The 21539-nt window shown below is 71.5% G+C and carries 17 protein-coding genes and 1 pseudogene; 10 read left to right on the top strand and 8 right to left on the bottom strand.

The genetic code is table 11. The features are described from left to right. Position 1 precedes the first annotated feature (1 nt). The 3 genes from surE to FRAQA3DRAFT_RS21885 all read left to right on the top strand — a co-directional run bounded on the left by surE (position 2) and on the right by FRAQA3DRAFT_RS21885 (position 5214). Entirely contained in the window at positions 2-979 is a 978-nt protein-coding gene (surE, locus tag FRAQA3DRAFT_RS21895; RefSeq protein WP_009741238.1) for a 5'/3'-nucleotidase SurE, read from the top strand. 123 nt (positions 980-1102) lie between these two features. Further along, positions 1103-2521, top strand: a complete 1419-nt coding sequence (locus tag FRAQA3DRAFT_RS21890) for a 3' terminal RNA ribose 2'-O-methyltransferase Hen1 (RefSeq protein WP_009741237.1) — start codon at positions 1103-1105, stop codon at positions 2519-2521. Next, a complete protein-coding gene (locus FRAQA3DRAFT_RS21885) occupies positions 2518-5214 on the top strand; it encodes a polynucleotide kinase-phosphatase (RefSeq protein WP_009741236.1) in 2697 nt (898 codons plus the stop codon). The genes FRAQA3DRAFT_RS21890 and FRAQA3DRAFT_RS21885 overlap by 4 nt, the downstream gene beginning before the upstream one ends. 42 nt (positions 5215-5256) lie before the next feature. Here the strand turns inward: FRAQA3DRAFT_RS21885 and FRAQA3DRAFT_RS34235 are convergent, their stop codons facing one another. Beyond that, positions 5257-6003 carry a DUF1772 domain-containing protein gene (locus FRAQA3DRAFT_RS34235; RefSeq protein WP_009741235.1) on the bottom strand — a complete coding sequence of 249 codons (747 nt, stop codon included), beginning with the start codon at positions 6001-6003 and terminating at the stop codon, positions 5257-5259. A 72-nt stretch (positions 6004-6075) separates the two neighbouring features. Between FRAQA3DRAFT_RS34235 and FRAQA3DRAFT_RS21875 the strand changes: the two genes are divergently transcribed. Both FRAQA3DRAFT_RS21875 and FRAQA3DRAFT_RS21870 read left to right on the top strand, forming a co-directional pair. Continuing rightward, positions 6076-6759: a TetR/AcrR family transcriptional regulator gene (locus tag FRAQA3DRAFT_RS21875; RefSeq protein WP_009741234.1), complete on the top strand. Its 684-nt coding sequence runs from the start codon at positions 6076-6078 to the stop codon at positions 6757-6759. 124 nt (positions 6760-6883) lie between these two features. Continuing rightward, complete coding sequence (locus FRAQA3DRAFT_RS21870) at positions 6884-7225, top strand: DUF1330 domain-containing protein (RefSeq protein ID WP_009741233.1); 342 nt, start codon at positions 6884-6886, stop codon at positions 7223-7225. An 89-nt stretch (positions 7226-7314) separates the two neighbouring features. Here the strand turns inward: FRAQA3DRAFT_RS21870 and FRAQA3DRAFT_RS21865 are convergent, their stop codons facing one another. Both FRAQA3DRAFT_RS21865 and thrS read right to left on the bottom strand, forming a co-directional pair. Next, on the bottom strand, positions 7315-7656 hold the full coding sequence (locus tag FRAQA3DRAFT_RS21865; RefSeq protein ID WP_009741232.1) for a VOC family protein: 342 nt from the start codon (positions 7654-7656) through the stop codon (positions 7315-7317). 223 nt (positions 7657-7879) lie between these two features. Next, positions 7880-9922 carry a threonine--tRNA ligase gene (gene thrS / locus FRAQA3DRAFT_RS21860; protein ID WP_009741231.1) on the bottom strand — a complete coding sequence of 681 codons (2043 nt, stop codon included), beginning with the start codon at positions 9920-9922 and terminating at the stop codon, positions 7880-7882. 1329 nt (positions 9923-11251) lie between these two features. Between thrS and FRAQA3DRAFT_RS21855 the strand changes: the two genes are divergently transcribed. The 4 genes from FRAQA3DRAFT_RS21855 to FRAQA3DRAFT_RS21840 are packed head-to-tail and all read left to right on the top strand — an operon-like array spanning position 11252 to position 15895. Further along, a complete protein-coding gene (locus FRAQA3DRAFT_RS21855) occupies positions 11252-12373 on the top strand; it encodes an SPASM domain-containing protein (RefSeq protein ID WP_232291698.1) in 1122 nt (373 codons plus the stop codon). Next, a complete protein-coding gene (locus FRAQA3DRAFT_RS21850) occupies positions 12370-13536 on the top strand; it encodes an amidohydrolase family protein (protein WP_009741228.1) in 1167 nt (388 codons plus the stop codon). Before FRAQA3DRAFT_RS21855 ends, FRAQA3DRAFT_RS21850 begins: the two co-directional genes overlap by 4 nt. Further along, positions 13533-14378: a phytanoyl-CoA dioxygenase family protein gene (locus tag FRAQA3DRAFT_RS21845; protein WP_009741227.1), complete on the top strand. Its 846-nt coding sequence runs from the start codon at positions 13533-13535 to the stop codon at positions 14376-14378. Before FRAQA3DRAFT_RS21850 ends, FRAQA3DRAFT_RS21845 begins: the two co-directional genes overlap by 4 nt. Then, positions 14375-15895 (top strand): radical SAM protein, encoded by a 1521-nt coding sequence (locus tag FRAQA3DRAFT_RS21840; protein ID WP_157467575.1) that lies wholly within the window; start codon positions 14375-14377, stop codon positions 15893-15895. Before FRAQA3DRAFT_RS21845 ends, FRAQA3DRAFT_RS21840 begins: the two co-directional genes overlap by 4 nt. A gap of 69 nt (positions 15896-15964) precedes the next feature. Here FRAQA3DRAFT_RS21840 and FRAQA3DRAFT_RS21835 read toward each other — a convergent pair whose 3' ends face one another. From FRAQA3DRAFT_RS21835 to FRAQA3DRAFT_RS21815, 5 genes and pseudogenes are all read right to left on the bottom strand, one after another. Further along, complete coding sequence (locus FRAQA3DRAFT_RS21835) at positions 15965-17284, bottom strand: ATP-grasp domain-containing protein (protein WP_009741225.1); 1320 nt, start codon at positions 17282-17284, stop codon at positions 15965-15967. Further along, complete coding sequence (locus FRAQA3DRAFT_RS21830; protein ID WP_009741224.1) at positions 17277-18080, bottom strand: methyltransferase domain-containing protein; 804 nt, start codon at positions 18078-18080, stop codon at positions 17277-17279. The genes FRAQA3DRAFT_RS21835 and FRAQA3DRAFT_RS21830 overlap by 8 nt, the downstream gene beginning before the upstream one ends. A 78-nt stretch (positions 18081-18158) precedes the next feature. After that, positions 18159-18890, bottom strand: coding sequence for a peptidase (locus FRAQA3DRAFT_RS21825; RefSeq protein WP_009741223.1), 732 nt, complete (start codon positions 18888-18890; stop codon positions 18159-18161). 154 nt (positions 18891-19044) lie between these two features. Continuing rightward, positions 19045-19558: pseudogene (locus tag FRAQA3DRAFT_RS37535) on the bottom strand (NAD(P)/FAD-dependent oxidoreductase); the annotation flags it as partial. Between the two features lie 67 nt (positions 19559-19625). After that, a complete protein-coding gene (locus tag FRAQA3DRAFT_RS21815) occupies positions 19626-20285 on the bottom strand; it encodes a peroxiredoxin (RefSeq protein ID WP_009741222.1) in 660 nt (219 codons plus the stop codon). A 333-nt stretch (positions 20286-20618) separates the two neighbouring features. Between FRAQA3DRAFT_RS21815 and FRAQA3DRAFT_RS21810 the strand changes: the two genes are divergently transcribed. Then, complete coding sequence (locus FRAQA3DRAFT_RS21810) at positions 20619-21539, top strand: ABC transporter permease (RefSeq protein ID WP_009741221.1); 921 nt, start codon at positions 20619-20621, stop codon at positions 21537-21539.

Here is a 21539-nt window from a genome sequence, read left to right as displayed (position 1 = left end):
CATGAAGAAGCGCAGAATCTCAGCCGTCCTCGGCGCGGCCCTCCTTTGTTCCCTGGTCGGCCTGGCGCCGAGCGCGTCGGCGGCGGGTCCCGGTGCCACCGCCCCCGCGCACGGAGTCACCCCCGCGCGTCCGTTGCACATTCTGCTCACCAACGACGACGGATGGCGGGGCACCGGAGGCTCCGACACCCCACTGATCGTCGCCCTGCGCGACGCCCTCAAGGCCGCCGGTCATGACGTCGTCGTCGTGGCACCCGGCACCGACCAGAGCGGCCAGGGCGGTCGTATCTCCGCACCCCCGCTGCAGCTTACGGTCGCCAAGCCCGAGCCGTCGGTGTGGACGGTCACCCCTGGATCACCCTCGGACAGCGTGTTCTTCGCCTTCGACCAGCTCTTCACGAACGCCAAGCCCGACCTGGTCGTCTCCGGGATCAACCCCGGCAACAACCTCGGTCAGGCGGTCAACCACTCGGGCACCGTCAACGCGGCCGCGACCGCGCTCGAGTTCGGAGTGCCCGCGATCGCAGTCAGCCTGCAGACCTCGAGCACCTGGCGGGAGGGGACGGCCGTCGCCGCGAAGAGCTCGGCCGCCTACGTGGCGGATCTCGTCGCGCGGCTGGAGGGCCGGTCGCAGCACGGCGCGCTGATGCCCCCAGGAATCGGTCTCAACGTCAACTATCCGCTCCTGGCCGGCCCTGTCGACCCCGCCACCGGCAAACCCGGTTCGGTGCTGCCCCCCAGAGGGGTCCGGCCCACCACGCTGGACACCGGCGTGGCCCTCGACCTCGGCTACACGCCGACCAGCGGGCAGGCGGGACAGCCGGGTACCTACACGATCGGGCTCACCCCGAACGACCAGGCCGCTCCCACGGGTACCGACACCCGTGCCGTCCAGGACGGATACGTCAGCCTCACCCCGCTGGAGGCGGACCGGGACGTGGACGGCTCCACCGAGAGCTGGCTCCGCCGCATTCTCTGACGGCGGGTAGTACTCCTTCCTGCCCTTCCAGAGGGTTCGACGTCCGATTCGTCCCTCTGGAAGGGCGGGGGAACGCCAAATTCAAGGGGACGTAGGGGATTTTCTACGCAAGACTGTCTCGTCGTGCTGCTGACCATCGCCACGACTCACCCGCCGGCCCGCGACCTCGGCTATCTGCTGCACAAGCATCCCGACCGGGTGCACTCGTTCACCGAGCCGATGGGCACGGCGCACGTTTTCTACCCGGAGGCGACCGGCGACACGTGCACCGTCGCCCTCCTGCTGGAGGTGGACCCGGTCGGACTCGTGCGGGGACGCAAGGGCCCGCCGGGGGAGGGGTTCGCGCTCACCCAGTACGTCAACGACCGGCCGTACGCCGCGTCGAGCATGCTCGCGATGGCGCTCAAGGACGTCTTCCGCACGGCCATGACCGGCCGGTGCAACGCGCGACCGGAGCTCGCCGCCACGGCCATCCCGCTGGAGATCCGCGTGCCGGCGGTCGCCTCCCGGGCGGGCTCGGACCTGCCGCGTCGCCTGTTCGAGCCGCTCGGCTGGCGGGTGGCGGTGACGACCAGCCCGCTCGATCCCGCCGTTCCCGAGTGGGGAGAGTCGCCCTACCTCGATGTCCGGCTGACCGGGGAGGTCCGGCTCGCCGACGCGCTCAACCACCTGTACGTCCTGCTGCCGGTCCTGGACGACGCCAAGCACTACCGGGTCGGCGGCGACGAGGTCGACAAGCTGCTGCGGGCCGGGGCCGACTGGCTGGCGAGCCATCCGGAGTCCGAGCTCATCGCCCGCCGTTACCTGTCCCATCGCCGGGAGCTGACCCGTTCGGCGTTGGCCCGCCTCGCCGAGGTGGACGACACCGAGGCCGAGCACCTGGACAACGCCCTCGGTGGCGCCGTCGACCTGGACCCGCCGGACCGTCCGCTCTCCCTGGCCGAGCAGCGCCGCGGTGCGGTGCTCGCCGTGCTGCGTTCCCACGCCGCCCGCCGGGTCGGTGACCTCGGCTGCGGCGAGGGGCTGCTGGCCCGGGATCTGCTCGCGGAGCGGACCATCGAGCACGTCCTCGCCGCGGACGTGTCCGCGCGGGCGCTGCGCATCGCGGGGGAGCGGCTGCGGGTGGAACGGATGACCGACTCCCAGCGGGCCCGCCTCACCCTGATCCAGTCTTCGTTGACCTACCGTGACGAGCGGTTGACCGGCCTGGACGCGGCGGTGCTGATGGAGGTCGTCGAGCACGTCGACCCCTCGCGGCTCGGCGCCCTGGAGGCGACCGTCTTCGGGTACGCCACCCCTGGCACAGTGATCGTCACCACCCCGAACGTGGAGTACAACGTGCGCTTCTCCACGCTGCCCGCGGGGGCGATGCGGCACCGGGACCACCGCTTCGAGTGGTCCCGGGCGCAGTTCCGAGCCTGGGCCGGCCGGGTGGCCGCCGAGCACGGCTACACCGTCCGCCACCTCCCGGTCGGTCCGGACGACCCGGAGGTCGGGCCGCCGACGCAGTTGGCCGTCTTCAGCCGGACGGAGGCCGCATGACGACCGACCGCACCGAGCCGTCGCTATCGGCCTCGTCGCTATCGGCCTCGTCGCTATCGGCCTCGTCGCCGTCGGCCTCGTCGCCGTCGCCGCGTGAGCTCGCCGTTCCCGCGCTCAGCCTGGTCGTCCTGGTCGGGGTGAGCGGCTCGGGGAAGTCCACGTTCGCGCGCACGCACTTCCGGGCCACCGAGGTGATCTCGTCCGACTTCTGCCGTGGCCTGGTCGCCGACGACGAGAACGACCAGTCCGCGACGCCGGAGGCGTTCGAGCTGCTGCGCTACATCGCCGGCAAGCGCCTGGCGGCCGGGCGGCTGACGGTGATCGACGCCACCAATGTCCAGCCGGACGCGCGCCGCCCGCTGGTCGCCCTCGCCCGCGAGCACGACGTGCTGCCGGTCGCGATCGTCCTCGACGTGCCCGAAGGGGTGTGCGCGGCGCGCAACGCGAACCGCCCGGATCGCGACTTCGGCCCGCACGTCCTGCGCCGCCAGCGCGACCAGCTCCGACGCGGGCTGCGGGGGTTGGCGCGCGAGGGGTTCCGCACCGTCCACCTGCTGCGCGGCGAACGCGAGATCGCGGACGTCGCCATCACCCGGACACCGCTGTTCAACGACCTGCGGCACGAGACCGGCCCGTTCGACGTCATCGGTGACATCCACGGCTGCCGCGCGGAGCTGGAGGCGCTGCTGGCCAGGCTCGGCTACACCGCGCGCCGCGACGAGGCGGGCCGAGCGGTCGGCGCCGCGCACCCGGACGGCCGTCGAGCGATCTTCGTGGGTGACCTCGTCGACCGCGGCCCGGACACCCCGGGAGTGCTGCGGCTGGTGATGGGGATGGTCGCCGCCGGCGAGGCCTTCTGCGTGCCGGGCAACCACGAGAACAAGCTGCTGCGGGTGCTGCGCGGTCGGGACGTGCGCATCGGCCACGGCCTGGCCGAGTCGCTCGCGCAGCTCGCGACGGAGCCGGCGCCGTTCCGGGCGGAGGTCGAGCGCTTCCTCGACGGTCTGATCTCCCACTACGTGCTCGACGGCGGCCGGCTGGTCGTCGCGCACGCCGGCCTGCCCGAGCGCTACCACGGCCGCGCCTCCGGGCGGGTCCGCGAGCTCTGCCTGTACGGGGAGACGACCGGCGAGAGCGACGAGTACGGCCTGCCGGTGCGCCACCCGTGGGCGCTGGAGTACCGGGGCCGGGCGACGGTGCTCTACGGCCACACGCCCGTGCCGACGCCGGAGTGGGTGAACAACACCCTCTGCGTCGACACCGGGTGCGTCTTCGGCGGGAGCCTGTCGGCCCTGCGCTACCCGGAGCGTGAGCTCGTCGCGGTGCCGGCGGCCGAGGTCTACTGGGCGCCGGCGCGGCCGTTCCCGGCCAACCTCGAGGCCGCGGACTCCGCCGAGCGCCCCGCGGCGGGATCGGCCGCGGTGGGATCCGTCGCGGCAGGCCGCCGGGATCCCGACGTCCTCGACCTCACCGACGTGCTGGGCACCCGGATCATCGAGACGCGTCACCAGAAGCGGATCAGCGTGCGGGAGGGGAACGCGGCCGCTGCCCTGGAGGTGATGAGCCGGTTCGCGATCGACCCGCGGTGGCTGCTCCACCTGCCGCCGACGATGAGCCCGGTGGCCACCTCCACCGTCGCGGACCTGCTCGAACACCCCGACCAGGCCTTCGAGGCCTACCGCGACGCCGGCGTCGACGCGGTGGTCTGCGAGGACAAGCACATGGGGTCGCGGGCGGTCGCGCTGGTGTGCCGGTCGCTCGACGCGGCGCGGGCCCGGTTCGGCGCGCCCGACGACCGGGCGGGTGCGGTGTGGACGCGCACCGGGCGTCCGTTCTTCCGGGGCGAGCTCACCGCGCAGCTCGTCGACCGCCTGCGTGCCGCCGCCGAGACGGCCGGGCTGTTCGACGAGCTCGACACCTCCTGGCTGCTGCTCGACGCCGAGCTGCTGCCCTGGAGCGCCAAGGCCGAGCAGCTCCTGCGCGACCAGTACGCCGCGGTCGGTGCGGCCGCCCGCGCCAGCCTGCCGGTCGTGGTGGACCTGCTCGACCAGGCGGCGCGGGGCGGTCGGGAGGTGGGCGACCTGCTGGCCCGAACCCGATCCCGGGCGGCGAACGCCGCCGCCTTCAGCGCCGCCTACCGGCGCTACCAGTGGCCGACCGACGGCCTGCGCGGGGTTCGGATCGCCCCCTTCCAGGTGCTGGCGAGCGAGGGCGCGGCTCACCACGGGCGGCCGCACGCCTGGCATCTCGACCTCGCCGACCGGCTGGTGGCCGCCGACCCCGACCTGGTTGCGCCGACCCGGCGGATCTTCGTCGACACCACCGAGCCGGAGTCGGTCGCGATGGCGACCCGGTGGTGGACCGAGCTGACGGCGGCGGGTGGCGAGGGGATGGTCGTCAAACCCGCGGCGAACCTGACCGTCGGCCGCCGCGGCATCGTCCAGCCGGGGCTGAAGGTGCGCGGCCGGGAATATCTGCGGATCATCTACGGGCCGGACTACACCGAGCCCGCCCATCTGAAACGCCTGCGTGAGCGCGGTCTCGGGCACAAGCGTTCGCTGGCGCAGCGCGAATACGCCCTCGGGCTGGAGGCGCTGGACCGCCTCGCGCTCGGCGAGCCGCTGTGGCGGGTGCACGAATGCGTCTTCGCCGTGCTCGCGCTGGAATCCGAGCCGGTCGACCCGCGTCTGTGAGGCGCCGAGCCCACGCCGGCCCGCGCGGGACCGGGCGCTCGTTCAGGCGTCGGTGCGCGGGCGGGCGGTGCGCGGGCGGGTGGTGCGGCCCATCCGGTGCAGCGCGGCCGCGGCGAGCAGGAACGCCAGTGTCGAGCACACGGTCCTGACCAGGTTCCAGGCCACCCAGGGCCCCTCGTAGTCGGCGCGGATGGCGGCCGGGTCGGCGATGGCGGCGGCCGGGCCGGCGGCGGCGAGCTCGTCGTTGAGCGGAACGCTGATGCCCATGGTGAGGACGAGGCCGCCGACGGTGTAGACGAGCAGGGCGGCGGCCAGCAGGCGCCATTCCGGACTGCGCCAGCGGCGGCCGAGCGCGGCGAGCGCCACCGCGGTGATCAGCGTCGCCCCGAAGAAACTGGGCGCGAAGCCCCAGTTCCGCACCGTGGCATTGATCGACTGCATGGTCGTGATGAAGGTCCGGTCGTCCACCTCGGCGAGACCGACCATCACCGAGCAGGCGTAGGCGTAGAAGAACCCGGCGATCAGGGCGAGCGCGAGGACGGCCAGGGCGACGAGGCCGAGCGCGGCCCGGTCGCGGCCGGTCCTTCTCGTGCCGGCCGCCCGGCCGTCGTGGCCGTCCCGGCCGGAGGCCGCCGAGTGGGAGCTGGCGCCCGAGGCCGCCGGGTCCTGGCCGGGGTCCTGGCCGGGGTCATGCTCGGCCCGCGCCTGGATGGCGGACGGCTCCGCCGAGTACGCGTGGGACGGCAAGGAACGAGGGAGGCGGCGGGAGGCCTGCGTCGCAATGTCCATGCCAGAACCGTACCGTACGGTACGGACGAGTCAAGGGATAGGGTTCGTCTCGTGAAAGAGGCGGCGCATCCGATGACGGAGTCCTCGTCCCGCTCGCCGTCGCGCGGCGACGCCCGGCGCGCGGCGATCCTCGACGCGGCGCTGGCGTTGCTCGCGGAGGAGGGCTACGACAACCTCTCCACCCGCGCGGTGTCCGCCCGGGCGAAGGCGTCGAAGGAGACGCTGTACGCGCACTTCGGCGATCGCCGCGGCCTGCTGGCGGCGCTCGTCCTCCAGGAGGCCGAGGCCACCAACACCGCGTTGCGCCAGGCCCTGACGCAGGCCGCCGACGCCGCGGCCGTCGGGCCGGTGCGGCCCGTCCTCGTCGAAGCGCTGACGGGCCTGGTCACGCTTCTCACCAGCAGCCGCTCGGTCGCCATCAACCGGGTCGCCATCGCCGCCCTGCCGGCCGACCCGGAACCCGCCGAGATCCTCGCCGCGCGGGGACGGCGCACCACCGGCCCGCTGTTCGAGGCTTTGCTCCGGCGCGGCGTGCAGAACGGCGAACTCGTCCTGGACGATCCGGCGACCGCGTTCGAAGTGCTGTACGGACTGGCCATCCGCGACAGCCAGATCGGCGCCCTGCTCGGTCGCGCACCGGCCTGGACCGACGACGACCGGCGAGCCCGCGCCGACCATGCGGTCGCATTGTTCTACCGCCTCTACGGCGCGTCCGGCACGCGTCCCAGCCGCGCGCAGGGCCACGCCGGGGGATAAGGCAGACGGAGGAGAGGAAACGCCGTCGACGTACGCGCATTACCTCCGGGGTAATCGACCCTCCTCGCCCGCTCGCGGACGATCTGACGTGTCGGAACGAGCCCACCTCGCGAAGGACAGGTCCATGGCCGCGTATGCGATCGCTCACCTGCGTAATCCCGACCCGCACCCGGATGTCATCGACTACCTCAGGCGGATCCAGGCGACGCTCGACCCTTACCTGGGTCGTTTTCTCGTGCACGGCGGTGCTGTCGAGGTACGCGAGGGCACGCTGCCCGGCGACGTCGTCGTCATCGAGTTCCCCGGCATCGAGCAGGCCCGCGCCTGGTACGAGTCGGCCGCCTACCAGGAGATCCTGCCGCTGCGCACCGACCACATCGAGTCGACGGCGGTCCTGGTGGAAGGAGTCGGACCCGACCACAGCGCCGCCCGCCTCGGCGAGACGCTCGGCGAGGTGGCCGAGTGACCGGCTAGCTTCCACACCCCGCAGTGCCGGGGTTGGGGGCGCGATCATCGCGGGGGCAGTCTGGTGCCCAGGGTTCGGCGCGGCTCGAGTCAGGGGCCGACGTACTCGAAGACCCCGCCGTCGGGATGACGCAGCAGGGCGCGGTGCCCGTTCGGGGTGGGAGTGGCCGGGAGGACCACCGTGGCGCCGGCGGCTACGGCCCGCCCCACGGCCGTGTCCAGCTCCGTCACGGTCAGGGTCGCGGTGACCGCGGCGAAGCGACGCACCGCCTCGTCGGTGCCGGCGAACAGCAGGAACGGTCCGACGCTGGCCAGCGACACCCCGGCGTGGCTGAATCGGGCGGCGCGCAGACCGGTCAGCTGCTCGTAGAAGGGCACGGCCGCGTCGAGGTCGGCGACCCGCTGGCGCGCTATCACCGTCTGGATGGTCATGGCCGCCAGCATTCCAGGAGTCGGACCCGCGGACCCGAGACTCTCCTGGAACGCCGTAGGACGCCTCATCCACACAATCGCGCCCCGGAAACGGCCGTTGCCGCGAGCGGCCGTCCGACCACCAGTCGAAGAGCAGCTAGAAGAGCGGCTGCTGCTTGGTGCCCTGGCCGTCGCGCCGGGCGCCGTCCACCTCACCCTGGCCCATTGACCCCGCGGCGGCCCGTCAGTCGCTCGTGTCGACCTCGGTCGCGCCTGACCCCGCGCGGAGGTGCCCGGCGCCTTCGAGACTTCTGGTGTCGATCAGGTCGCGTACCCGACGGAGGAAGTCGGCCAGCGGCATCGACGTCTCCTGGCCGGACCGGTCCCGCACGGAGACGGTGCCCTCCTCGACCTCCCGCCGGCCGACGACGACGATCAGCGGGATCTTGCGGGTGACCGCCGCGCGCACCCGGGCCGGGAGCCGGCCGTCGCTGGCATCGACGTCGACGCGCACGTCCGCGTCGAGCAGCGCCTGGCTCACCGTCTCGGCATACCCGTCGAGCTCCGGCATGATCGGGATCACCCGGACCTGCTCCGGGGCCAGCCAGACCGGGAAGGCGCCGCCGAAGTGCTCGGTGAGGAACGCGACGAACCGCTCGTGCGAGCCCAGCGGTGCCCGGTGGATGACGACGACCTGCTTGTCGGTTCCGTCGGCGTCGTGGTACTTCAGGTCGAAGCGCTGCGGCGTGTAGAGGTCGACCTGGTTCGTCGAGGCGGCGAACTCCTTGCCGGTCACCGAGCGGATGATGAAGTCGACCTTCGGGCCGTAGTGCGCCGCGCCGCCGAGTTCCTCGATGTAGGGAATGCCGGACTCGTCCATCGCCTCGCGGGTGATCCGCTCGGCGTCCTCCCACATCTGCGCGTCGTCGTGGTACTTCGTCGTGTTCGCCGGGTCCCGCAGCGCGAGGACCATGTAGAAGTCGGTGATCCCGAGCGCCCGGTAGTACTCGTCGTGCATCCGCATGACCTCGAGGAACTGCTCCTTGGCCTGCTCGCGGGTGCAGTAGATGTGGGCGTCGTTCTGGGTGAAGCCGCGGGCCCGCATCAGGCCGTGCAACTGGCCGCTGCGCTCGAACCGGTAGACGGTACCGTATTCGGCGATCTTGTAGGGGAGCTCGCGGTAGCTCTTCGGCCGGGCCTTGTACACCATGTGGTGGTGCGGGCAGTTCATCGGCTTGAGGTAGTAGTTCTCGCCCTCGATCTGGATCGGGGCGTAAAGGTCCTCGCTGTAGTACGGCAGATGCCCGGACAGGTAGTAGAGATCCTCCTGGGTGATGTGCGGCGTGACGACCCGGCGGTAGCCGAGGCGCCGCTCGGTCTGGCGGGCCCAGCCCTCCAGCTCGTCGCGGATGATCGTCCCGTTGGGCAGCCACAGGGGCAGTCCCTTGCCGATCTCCGGACTGAACGCGAAGAGGTCGAGGTCCTCACCGATCCTGCGGTGGTCTCGCCTGGCGGCCTCCGCCAACGCGGCCAGATACTCCTTGAGCTGCGGCCGGGTGGGCCACGCGGTTCCGTAGATCCGCTGCAGCTGGGGGTTCTTCTCGTCGCCGCGCCAGTAGGCGGCCGAGTTGCGCAGCAGCGCGAACGCGGGGATCAGATGGGTCGACGGCAGGTGCGGGCCGCGGCACAGGTCGGTCCAGACGACCTCCCCGCTGCGCGGGTCGACGTTGTCGTACATCGTCAGCTCGCCGCCACCGACCTCGGTGGCGGCGGCGCCCGACGCCTCGCCCTTGATGTCGACGAGCTCCAGCTTGAAGGGCTCGGCGGACAGCTCGTCGCGCGCCGCCTCCCGCGAGGTCAGCGCGCGGCGGCGGAAGCGCTGGCCCTGCTTGACGATCTCCCGCATCCGGGCCTGGATGCGTTCGAGGTCCTCGGCCTGGAACGGCTTGGGCACGTCGAAGTCGTAGTAGAAGCCGTTGTCGATCGGCGGCCCGATGCCGAGCCGGGCCTCGTCGAAGAGGTCCTGCACCGCCTGGGCCATCACGTGTGCCGTCGAGTGCCGCAGCACCGCGAGGCCGTCCGGGCTCGACATCGGCACCGCCGTCACCTCGGTGTCGACATCCGGGACCGCGGTGAGGTCGCGCAGCGTGCCGTCGGCGTCGCGGACGACCACGACCGCGTTCGGACCCGACATCGTCAGGCCGGCGGCCTTCACCGCCTCCGCAAAGCTGCTACCGGCTGGAGCGGACACGCGCTCCTCGGGCACCGCGGGCATACGTGCCGACATGGCCGCCTCTCAAGGTCCTTGATGCTCTGCCTTCCTCCGATTGATCGTAGTCGCCCGCGCCGGGCGCGCCGACGCACCCGCCCGGGCGCCGGACGTTCCTTCGGGGGGCCTCGTTCGGGGCGCTCTTCACCGAATTGCCCGCCCTGTGGTCCGAAGCCGGTAGCCCGCCCCTCCGGGTGGCGGCGCGTGATTCCGATCGGCGCGCATCGGCACCGCCCGGCGTACCGGTGGAGTAATGACCGGTCGGGGCCGGCGTCCCGCAATGCAGCGATATTCTCGCTTCGGGGCGGAGCCGCCGGAAATCCTCTCGGGAGGATCCGGGTATCGACCGCGGAATCAGCCGTGGACTGAAGATCTAATCCGTCGCAATCCCGAACGGGTCGTCCACCCGGCCGTGACACCGGCCCGGGAATGCGGCCCGTCGGGGCGCCTTCGCCGTGCGGGCTGCGCCGGGACCGGGTGCCGGCCGGACTCCGGGGCGGGCGGCCCACCGCCATGGAAGGCCGACGAGATCGATCGGACCCAAATCGGCACGAACCGGATCGGCACGAACCGGATCGGCACGGGCCCCGGTTCGGCACGGGCCCCGGTTCGGCACGGGCCCCGGTTCGGTGCGGGCCCGGTTCGGCGCGGCCCCGGTTCGGCGCGGGCTTCGGATCGGCCGGGCCCTGGATCGGCGCGGGGCTCGGCGGGCCGTACCCGTCCGGGCGCCGACACCCGGGCCGCGCCGGGTCCCGGCGACGGGCCGCCGCTGACCATGGCATCCGCGTGCCGTCGCCCGCCTGCCCACGCGCCGGGCGCCGCGGCGGCGAATGTGCTCGCATTGGTCCGTGGTCACGAAGTGCTACGTACGGCGATCTCAAATCTTTGTCGCGGCGCAGGTCACCGCTTTTCCTTTAGTCGCCGACATGGCTGTGTCGCTGCGCTGCGTAAACTTTTGCCGGGCGTCGTAGATGCGCCGGGATGGCCGTCCGGGGCGGCGGTGATCCGGCGGAACACCCGGCTGGATGCGAGGACTACACGTTCAGGTCAGAAGCCCTTGTCCGGTTCGACTCCGTGATTTACCCTCGATGGGCGGCTGCTTTTGCACAGCCTATGCTTGGAGGGCTCATGGCTGAACTCCGCCCGCTTCCTCTCTTCGCCGGCCCATTCACCACGCTCGACGGCCGGTACTCCGCTTTCGCGGACGGAAAGGTCCTACGAGTGGGCCTGAAGATGAACACCCCGCCGACCTGTAACTGGAAATGCCCCTATTGTTACGCGGGTGATCCGGAACTCGACGGACGCCCCCGTCAACCCACGGTCATGACGACGAGCGAGGCGGGATCGGTGCCATTGCACCGCGACCCGACCTGGGAACGGCGGATGGCGGGCTGGCTCGAGCAGGCGATCGCGCTCGGGCTGCAGGCGGTGACGGTGAACGGCACGTTCGAGCCCGTCGCCGCGCCGCACTGGCAGGACACGATCTCCTTTCTGCAACAACGGGGCATCGCGGTCACGCTCGTCACCAACGGGGGGCTGCTGACGCCGGAGGCGATCGACTGGATCGTCGCCAGCGGCGTCAACCTGCTGACGAAGCTGAACGTGCCGGTCGTGGCGCCCGGCGATCCGCGCCGCGCTCGGCTGGCCGAGGTGCAGAAGTACCTGTCCGGTCTGCCGCGCGACGCCGAGACCGTCTACGCCGAGCAGGTAGCGTTGATCGAGCGTCTCGTCGCCGCCGGCCTGACGACGACGGACGAGCCCGGCCGCACCAGGCTCGGCGTCGAGTCGGTCATCGCCCGCGACAACCTGGAGTTCCTCCCGGAGCTGGTCGCCCAGTTGCGCGAACGGAACATCTACTCGCACATCGAGCTCAGCAAGCTGCAGGGCTTCGCCCGGACCAACCCCCATCTGGTGATCCGCCGAGCCGAGATCGAGGAGCTGTTCGAGACCGTCCGCCGTCAGGACGCCGCGATGGGCTACGAGCCGTACCAGGCCAAGCCGCCATGCCTGGCAGGCGCCTGTTACGAGAACCTGTACCGCCTCGACCTGCATGCGGACGGTGCCGTCAGGCCGTGCCCGGGGATCGAGACGACGATCGGTGACCTCAACCGGCAGCCGCTGGCCGAGGTGCTCGCCAGTCCCGCGCTCGCCATCATCCGCAACCTCGACGACCACATCCAGGGCGACTGCCGCGACTGCGACCTGCTCGCCACCCGGCAGTGCTATGGCGGCTGTCGAGGCACCGCCTACCAGGCGATGGCGAACTCGGGGCGCGGCGAGTACGAACGCTGGACCGCATCCGATCCGTCCTGCTGGCGGGTACACCGGGTGCTCGACGACGGCACGCTCGCGCAGGACGTCCTCGACCGCCCGCTGACCACCGAAGAGATCGCGCGGCTGCGGCTGCCCGATCTGGTCGAGACCGGCGCGGCCGGCGCGACCGGCGCGGTCGGCGAGGGGGCCCGGTGAACCGGCCGCTGATCTCCGCCGACTCGCACCTCTGCGAGCCGCCCGAGCTGTGGACATCCCGGCTGCCGCGGCGCTACCAGGAGCGAGCGCCCCGGGTGGTGAACCTCGACGGGCGGCCGGGCGAGTACTTCGTCTGCGAGGACATCCAACCGCGCAGCGTGTATGCGGCCAGCGCCGCCGGCGTGCCGTCCGAGGAGCTTCCCCGCCGGGCGGCCCAGGGTTTCGCCGCCGCCCCACCTTCGGTGTGGGATCCACGGGCGCGGCTCGCCGAGCAGGACGTCGACGGCGTCGCCGCGGAGGTGCTGTTCCCCACCTTCGCGGACCTGCTCTTCGGCTGCCGCGACGCCGAGTTCCGCCGCGCCTGCCTGCGCGCCTACAACGACTTCGTCGCCGAGTACTGCGCCGCCGACCCGAACCGGCTCGTCGGCACCGCCCTGGTGGACGACGCCGACCCCGAGCTCGCGGCGGCGGAGGTCACCCGGGCGGCGGGCCTCGGCCTGCGCGGCGTCGTGTTACGGGCCGACCCGGACCGGTCCTACGGCGACGCCTCCTTCGACCCGGTGTGGGAGACCGCCGTCGGCCTCGACCTGCCGGTGGTCATCCACCGGGGCGCCGTCCGGCGTGACATCACGATCGACGTCCACGGCGCGCTGCTCGACTACGTCATGATCCCGGCCCAGGCCCAGCGCGCGCTCACCGCGCTCGTCTTCGGCGGCGTCTGGGAGCGGTATCCGGGCCTGCGACTGATCCTCTGCGAGTTCGACCTGCTGTGGATACCGCATTTCCTGCAGCGGCTGGAGCACGCCGACCACCGGTTCGGACGCTCCTTCGGCGTCGATCTGTCCCGGCCGGCCCTCGACCAGGTGACCGACGGCGTCTGGGTCACGTTCCAGCACGAGACCGACGAGGTCACCCGGATCCTGCCGAGCTGGTCGCGGGAGCGGCTGATGTGGGCCTCGGACTACCCGCACGCGGACTCCACCTGGCCGCATTCGGTGGCCAAGGTCGCCGAGCTGCGCGCGGCGGTCGGGCCCGACACCACGACGCTGTTCACGCACGACACGGTGTCGCGGCTTTTCGGGCTGCGCCTGCCGGCGGTCGCCCCGCCAACCCCGATCACCCCGATCACCCCGACCACTTCGCTCGAGGCGGTGCGCCCATGAGCGAGCGGACCGCCGTCGCCCGGCTCGACGTCGAACGCTACCGCGCCGAGGGCCTCGTCATCGCCCCCGAGCCGGTGCCGGCCGAGGTCCTCGACGAGGTGCGGTCGGACCTCGGCGACTATCTCCGGGACGACCCGAGCGATGTGCCGGACTTCGTGCCCGACCTGATGGCGAGCGGCTTCGGCCTGCGCTACGGCAGCCACCCGGTGCTGCTGGACGCGGTGTCGGCCGTGCTCGGCGACGACGTCCTGCTCTGGGCCTGCGGGATGTTCGGCAAGCCGGCGCGGGTCGGCAAACCGACGCCGTGGCACCAGGACGGTCACTACTGGCCCATCCGGCCGCTGGCCACCTGCACGGTGTGGCTGGCGCTGGACCGGTCCGGCCCGCACAACGGCGGACTGCGCTACGTCGCGGGTTCGCACCGGGCTCGGGCGCTGCTCGGGCACCAGCGCTCGGACGGGCGTGACACCACCCTGAACCAGCGGCTGGAGCTCGACGAGCCGCAGCGCGCCGCCGTCCGCGTCGCCGAGCTGGAGCCGGGTCACTTCTCGCTGCACGACGTCCATCTCGTGCACGGATCGTCCGCCAACGTCTCCGGGGCGCGCCGCGCCGGGATCACCTTCCGGTACATGCCCGCCACCTCCTACTACGACCGTGACCTGGCCCGCCGCCAGCACCGGGAGCTCGGCGTGCCGGACATCTCCGGGCGGGTGCTCTACCGGGTCCGCGGCGTGGACCGCACCGGCCGCAACGACACGGTGGACGCGACGGCCGGGCCGTGGACCGACACGGCCGCCGCAGCGGCCACGCCCGCGCCGCCCGCGTCAGGGAGACAGACTTGAGAGTCGCCTTCATGAACGTCAACGCCAAGCAGGACGCCATCCTCGGTCGTGAACTGACGTTCTACGAGAACAAGTGCAGCATCGAGCTGGGCACGCTCTACCTCGAGGCCAACGTCGCGTGGCGGCCGGAGGACCGCACGCTGCAGGTGAACCTGCTGCATCTGCTCAGCCGGGGCGAGGACTGGCGCTCGGCGCTCGGCCGGTTCGCGCCCGACGTCGTGGCGCTCAGCGCGCTGACCTACTATGCGCCGGAGCTGGCGTTCGTGGCCGGCTGGGTCAAGGCGGAGCTCGGCAGCGTCGTGATCGTCGGCGGCCCGCACGCGACGGCGATCGGCCGGGGCGTGCTCGACGACGGCAACATCGACTACGCCCTGGTGGGCGAGGGCGAAGCCGGCTTCGGTGACCTGCTCGATCTGGTCCGCGGGGGCGGGACGCGGCGCGCGGATGTCGGCGGGCTCGTCTACCGCGAGCCCGACGGGACCGTCCGGGCGAACCCGCGCGGCGTGGTGCCCGACCTCGATGCGCTCGCGACGCCCACGCTCGCGCACCTGGACCCGGACCCCTTCGCCGGTTACACCTCGCTGCTCAACCTCAAGGTGCGGTACATGCCGATCGTCACCACGCGGGGCTGCCCGTACCAGTGCGTGTACTGCCACGACATCATGGGGAAGTCCGTGCGGTACCGGTCGGCGGCCGCGGTGGTGGCGGAGGTCGACTACTGGCACGAGGCCGCCGGCGTCGACACGTTTCTCGTCTACGACGACATCTTCAACATTCACCGCGGTCGGGTGCGGGAGATCTTCGCCGAGTTCGCCCGGCGGCCCGGACTGCGCTTCGCCTTCCCCAACGGCCTGCGCGCGGACCTGTTGAGCGAGGACATCGTCGACCTGCTGCTCGATGGCGGCACGTTCTATGCGATGGTCGCGGTGGAATCAGGCGACCAGCGGGTGCAACAGGTGATCAAGAAGCGGCTGAACCTCGACCGCACCCGTCGGATGATCGAGTACATGGGCAACGCCGGCGTGATACTCGGCTCGTTCAACATCTTCGGTTTCCCGTCCGAGACCGAGGCGGACATCGAGCGGACGATCGAGTTCAACGCGTCGACCACGGGGTTGAGCAAGGCGAACTTCTTCGTGCTGTCCCCGCACGAGGGCACCGAGGTCTGGGACATGGCGCTCGGCCAGGGCTATGAGCCGCCCCGCGGCGGCGCCGGCCAGGGCTATTTCAGCGCGCCCGAGAGCTCGCCGACGGCGGAGGTGTCCTGGGACCGCCTGGAGGAGCTGCGTCGGGAGGCGTACAGCCGCTTCTACCTGACGCCGGCACGGGTGCGAAAGGTCCTCACCGACACCGCGCGGAACATGACTCCGCAGGAGAAGCACACCTTCCACAGCGTCGACTACTCGTTCGTGCTCAGGCAGTTCCTCGACGTCGACTCGCTCGACGCGCTGCCGGGCGGTGAAACCACCGACCTCCTGCACGACCTCCTGCCGGCCGGCGTGCTGTCCGGCTACTGAGCGGCTACTGAGCGGCTACTACAGCGGCCACCGGATGGGCGATCGCCGGGCCGTGCTGGACCGGGTGCGTCATTCGGTGATGAATCGGATGCGCTGCTGCGCCCAGCGGCCGAGGTCCTCCGCGGTGGCGAAGTCGGCCGCCGCGACCATGACGTGGACCGTGCAGTGGTCCGAACGTGGTGCGCGGCGGATGTACGTGCCCGGGTGCTCGTAGACGCAGACCTCCACGACGTCCGGGTGCGCCCGCACCTCGTCCAGCCCCTCGATCGCGCGCAACGTCCCCTCGTCGGCGAACAGGCCGAACGTCATCACCGCGGGGGCGGGCTGGTCCGGGTCCGGCGCCGTGCGCCCGCTCGCCACCGGCGTGCCGGTGGCGATCCGGACCATCGTCTCGACGAGGTCGACGCCGTGGGCGAGCCGAGCCGAGCGGAAGATCGGGCCGCCGCCCATCCGCGCGGCGACCTCCAGCAGCACCGGCCCGGTGTCCGTCGTCCGCATCTCGGCGTGGAACATGCAGTCCCGCAGGCCGAGCGCGTGGACGGCGCCGCCCGCTACCTCGTCCACCAGGGCCAGCAGGTCCGCCGGGAGCCGGGACGGCGAGGACCACAGCACCTCCTCGAAGAAGGGGCCGTCGGCCGGCAGCGGCTTGTCGTGGCGGGCCAGCACGTGCACCTCGCCACCGACCACGCAGCCCTCGACGCTCACCTCGCCGACCGGCAGGTCGAGGGAGCTGGCGAACCGCCGCCGCCCGCGGATGAGCTGCTCGACGAGCAGGCGGGGGGCCGCGCCGCCGCGGAAGGTGGCGTGCACCAGCGGGTCGCCCGCGACGACCTCGGCGCCGCCGCGAAGCACGTCGTCGAACGCGGCGGCCAGGTCGGTCGGGTTGTTCACGGTCCAGACGAACAGGCTGCCGCCGGCGAACAACGGCTTGAGCACCACCGGATAGCCGATGTCCGCGGCGATCGCCAGCGCCTCGTCGAGCCGTTCGGCGGTACCGAATCGCACCGTCGGCAGGTCGTGATCGGCGAATGCCGCCCGCATCCGGGACTTGTCCCTGGCCCTTTCCAGCACATCCGGCGGCGTGAACGGCAGGCCCAACTCCCCGGCCAGGGCGGAACAGAACGCCAGACCCGTCTCCGACAGCGAGACGATGCCGTCCGCGGCGCCGCCGCGGCGGGCCAGCAGGTCCCGCGTGGTGCGGATCGCGGCGGGCACATCGAGCCGGTCGATCCGCGCCACGTCGGCCAGTAGTTCGTCGGCCCAGGGCGGGACGTCGGTGTCGTCCTCGGCGAGCAGGACGACACGCGGGTGGAGTTCGGCGAGGCGGGTGAGCGCCGGCCGGCGTGGCTCGTTGAGGGGGCTGTAGAGGAGGAGCGAGCCCTCAACCATCCCGGCGCGCGGTGCAGGCATAGAAGTTGCGGGTGAAGACGAACTCGTCGCGCTCGGCTCCCGCGGCCAGCTCGGCCAGCCACCGGTCGGCCTCCGGGGCAGCGAAGCCGGCCGTGACCACCCAGTCCCGGATCCGGGTGAAGAACGCCCGGTCGAAGGTGCGATCAATACGGACTGTGGAGTGGAACCCGGTGACCGTGAAACCGGCGTCGCGCATCATCGAGGGAAGCTTTCGGCCGATCCAGCCGTCCTGCCAGAAGTCGGTCGCCGCATCGAGGATCCGGCGGCTGAGGTCCCGGTCGCCCGGGTAGATCACGGCGCTGCCGAAATCCTGGTCGAGGACCGCCGCCGTCCCGCCGCGACGGGTGAGCCGATGCATCTCCGCGAGGATGCCCGCCGGGTCGGCGGCGTGTACCAGCACGGTTGCGGTCGTCGCGAGATCGAACTGCTCGTCGGGCAGCGGTACCTGCGTTCCGTCGGCAGCGAAGATCTCGAACCCGCCGAAGCGTTCGGCCGCCCGCCTGGCGAGATAGGCGCTGCGATCGATGCCGACGGCCCGCTCCACGCGGTCGGCGCCCAGGTGGCCGACCAGCCGATCCAGAACCTGCCCGGTGCCGCAGCCGACCTCGAGGACCGCCGTTGCCTCCCGCGGCAGCAGATCGAAGAACCAGTCGAGGACGGCGGGGTAGTAGTGCCCGTCCATCCGCTCAAGAAGAATGTTCTCCTCGAAAGCGGGATCGGACCCCGAATCAATGGTATCGAACGGGTCGACGTTGCGTTCGATCGAGACTGTCACTACTGCGCTCCCGGGGTCCGAAGGGCACTCAGCGAACTGTATTCGGTGGATCCGCGTGCTGCCAAGGGCTGTTCTTCGTCACGTCGCCGGCGAGGCCGTCACGTCGCCGGTTTCCAGACCTTCATCCGTGCTTATATCACCGGGGAAGATGCCGGAACCGTCGAATCGTCGATCCGCCTCGGCCCGTAGCGGTCCGAGCCAACCTTCATCGCTTTCCGGCCGCAGTTCCACGGCCACCCGGCCGAGCAGCTCGACCAGCGCGAGATAGTCGTCGCGATGGACGGCCTCCGCCGTCAGTCCCGGTCCGCCGCCGTCATCGGCCACCTGGTTGTGGTAATTGAGAATCGGCAGCGTGAGCGACGTCGCGGGATGACGACCGGCCGCCTGGACGACGGCCGCCTCGCACCAGCCGGACTCGGACAGCCGGCGTTGCCAGGGTGCGGCGCCCGTGGCGGCCACCCGGGAGACCGCGTGGGTGAGCGCGGGGTCGTAGGTGTAGCGGCTGTCGCCGACCCGGAGCACGACGCCGGCGCCGAGGCGCACGTCGTTCACCGGCCGGGTGCAGTCGAGGGCGATCAGGGGCGTCCCGTCGGGGACCGTGCCGTGATCGAGCGCGCGCAGCATGCCGAGGCAACGCAGCTCCTCGGCCCTGGTGAACAGGCCCCAGAAGCGCACGCCGTCGGGACGGCCCTCGTCGAGCCGGTCAAGGCAGGCCAGCAGCGCCGCCGCGACGGACAGCGCGGCGGCGTACGCGACCGCCGAGGCGTCGTCGGCCGCGCGCTGGGCGAGCACCTCGTCGACGCCGTCCACTCGGCCACGATTTCCGGGCCGCGCGGCACGCGTCAAGGCACCTGGTCGGAACCGACAGATCGGATGCGCTTTCCAGCCGTTTCGGGTTTATTGCGAAGATTGTCATGCGATGTCGATGAGGGCTGCCCGGAGTCAGTGGCCCGTCCACTCGCGGCCGGACCAGCCGCTCCGGGGGCCAGACGATGCCGCGCTCGGCGAACGCCGCGAGCAGCGCCGCCGACGCGGCGGGCGACGGCGGGCTGGGCGCGCCCAGCGGCATGACCAGCGGAGATCTCGCTCGCCTCGCGCAGCCCCCGGCGGACGAGGAGATCGTGGACGAGCAGCGCCGTCTCGCTCGGGGCGGGCGGGCACGTGAACGGGGTCGAGGTGACCCCGATGACGACCCGCCCGCCGCCGAACCGATCCAGCACGTCGCGCGTCGCGAACGCCCCGGCCACCGTGTAGAACTCGTGCCCGGCCTCGACCAGGTCATGATGGGGATGGCGCACCGCCTGCGCGGTGGTGCGCCCGAACATCACATCGAGTTTCGAGAAGCCGAACACGAAGCCGTCGGCCTGATCTGTCGGCCTGATCTATAGGACGACGTCGACGGCGTCGCCGAGCTCCTCGGACAGTCGGGTGGTCAGTTCCAGGCCGCCGAATCCAGCCCCCAGTACCAGTACTCGCACCGTGCCCCCGACCTCGGACTCCGACTGCTGTGATGGAACGTCGCGACCGTGACGGTCGGCGCTGCGATCAGGCAGACGGCTGCGGGACGATGCGGATGTAGGGCTTCGGCTCGTTCCAGCTGCCGAAGATCTCCTTGGCCTGGTCGTTGGAGACCGAGCCGGCGATGACGACGTCGTCGCCCTGCTTCCAGTTCACCGGGGTGGCGACCTTGTGCTTCGCGGTGAGCTGCAGCGAGTCGATGACCCGCAGGACCTCGTCGAAGTTGCGGCCGGTCGTCATCGGGTAGACCAGCACCAGCTTGATCTTCTTGTCCGGGCCGACGACGAACACGTTGCGCACGGTCTGGTTGTCCGCGGCCGTGCGGTCCGACGGGTCGCCGCTGACGTCGGCGCCGAGCATGCCGTACGCCTTGGAGATCGAGAAGTCGGCGTCACCGATCAGCGGGTAGTTGGGCGCGGTGCCCTGGGTCTCCTCGATGTCCTTGGCCCAGGCGTCGTGCAGCTCGACCGGGTCCACCGAAAGGCCGATGATCTTGACGTTGCGGCGGTCGAACTCGGGCTTGATCGACGCGACATAGCCGAGCTCGGTGGTGCAGATCGGGGTGAAGTTCTTCGGGTGCGAGAAGAGCACCGCCCACGAGTCGCCGATCCACTCGTGGAACTTGATCGGGCCCTCCGTGGTCGCCGCCTCGAAGTCGGGGGCGGTGTCACCGATCGTCAGGGACATTACTCACTCCGTTCACAGAGAAGGCCCGGCGCAGGCGCCGAGCTCGTGCGTCGTGAAGAACTCTACGGACACGGCGTTCCCTGAACGATCCCTCGGTCCACGGGGCGTCTGCCGCCGCCGTCTGCCACCGCCGTCGACGAGCCCGGCGCCACTCGGGCGCGAGTGCGATCCACGTCACCAGGGAGGTAAACACCACTAAACCGATCGGCTTTGCCCGTATATGCTGCCAGGCGGTCCAACCGGGCAACGCCCGCCCGTCCCGAGCCAGGAGTACGTCATGCAGCGCACTGTCACGTGTCGAGTCTCAGCCGAGACCGCGGGGATCCGCGCATCATGACGGTGCAGGACTCCCGGCGTGCGCCGGGCGAGCTCGCGCGCGACCTGCCGGCGAGCGACGACCCGGCGGCCGCGGAGCGGGCGACCCTCGCCGCGCCCCTCGACCTCACCGATCTGAGCCGTCGTCGCAACGCCCCCGGACGTCGCGCCGGGCTGCGCCGGGCCCGCTGGCTGCTGCGCGGGCTGCTGCCGGTCGGCCTCGTGATCGCCTGGCAGTGGAGCACCTCCTCCGGCCTCGTCCCACCGACGACGCTGGCGAGCCCGAAGAGCGTCCTCGAGGCCGCGCGCGACCTCATCGCCGACGGTGAGCTGCAGACGGCCCTGCGGGTGTCGGCCGGGCGGGCCCTGACCGGGCTCGTCATCGGTGCCGGCATCGGCGTCGCGGCCGGCCTCGTCGCCGGGCTGTGGAAACTGGGCGAGGAGCTCGTGGACTCGACGTTGCAGATGCTCCGCACAGTCCCGTTCATCGCACTGATCCCGCTGTTCGTCGTCTGGTTCGGCATCGGCGACACGCCGAAGATCGTGCTGATCGCGGTCGCCTGCGTCTTCCCGGTCTACCTCAACACCTTCGCCGGGGTGCGCGGAGTGGACCGCCGCCTGATCGAGGTCGGCCAGGTCTTCGGCCTGAGCAGAACCAGGATGATCACACGCCTCGTGCTGCCGAACGCGCTCCCGTCGGTGCTGGTCGGCATCAGGTACGCCATGGGGATCTCGCTGCTCGCGCTGGTGGCGGCGGAGCAGATCAACGCATCCTCCGGGCTGGGCGCGCTGGTCATGAACGCGTCCAACCAGATCCGGACGGACATCGTGATCGTCGGCGTCGTCGTGTACGCGCTGCTCGGTCTGCTCGTCGACCTCGTCGTCCGGCTCCTCGAGCGGCTGCTGCTGCCGTGGCGACCGACGATCGTGAAGTCCTGA

Source organism: Frankia sp. QA3 (genome assembly GCF_000262465.1).
Lineage (GTDB): Bacteria > Actinomycetota > Actinomycetes > Frankiales > Frankiaceae > Frankia.
This window is presented reverse-complemented; position numbering and strand designations above follow the sequence as displayed.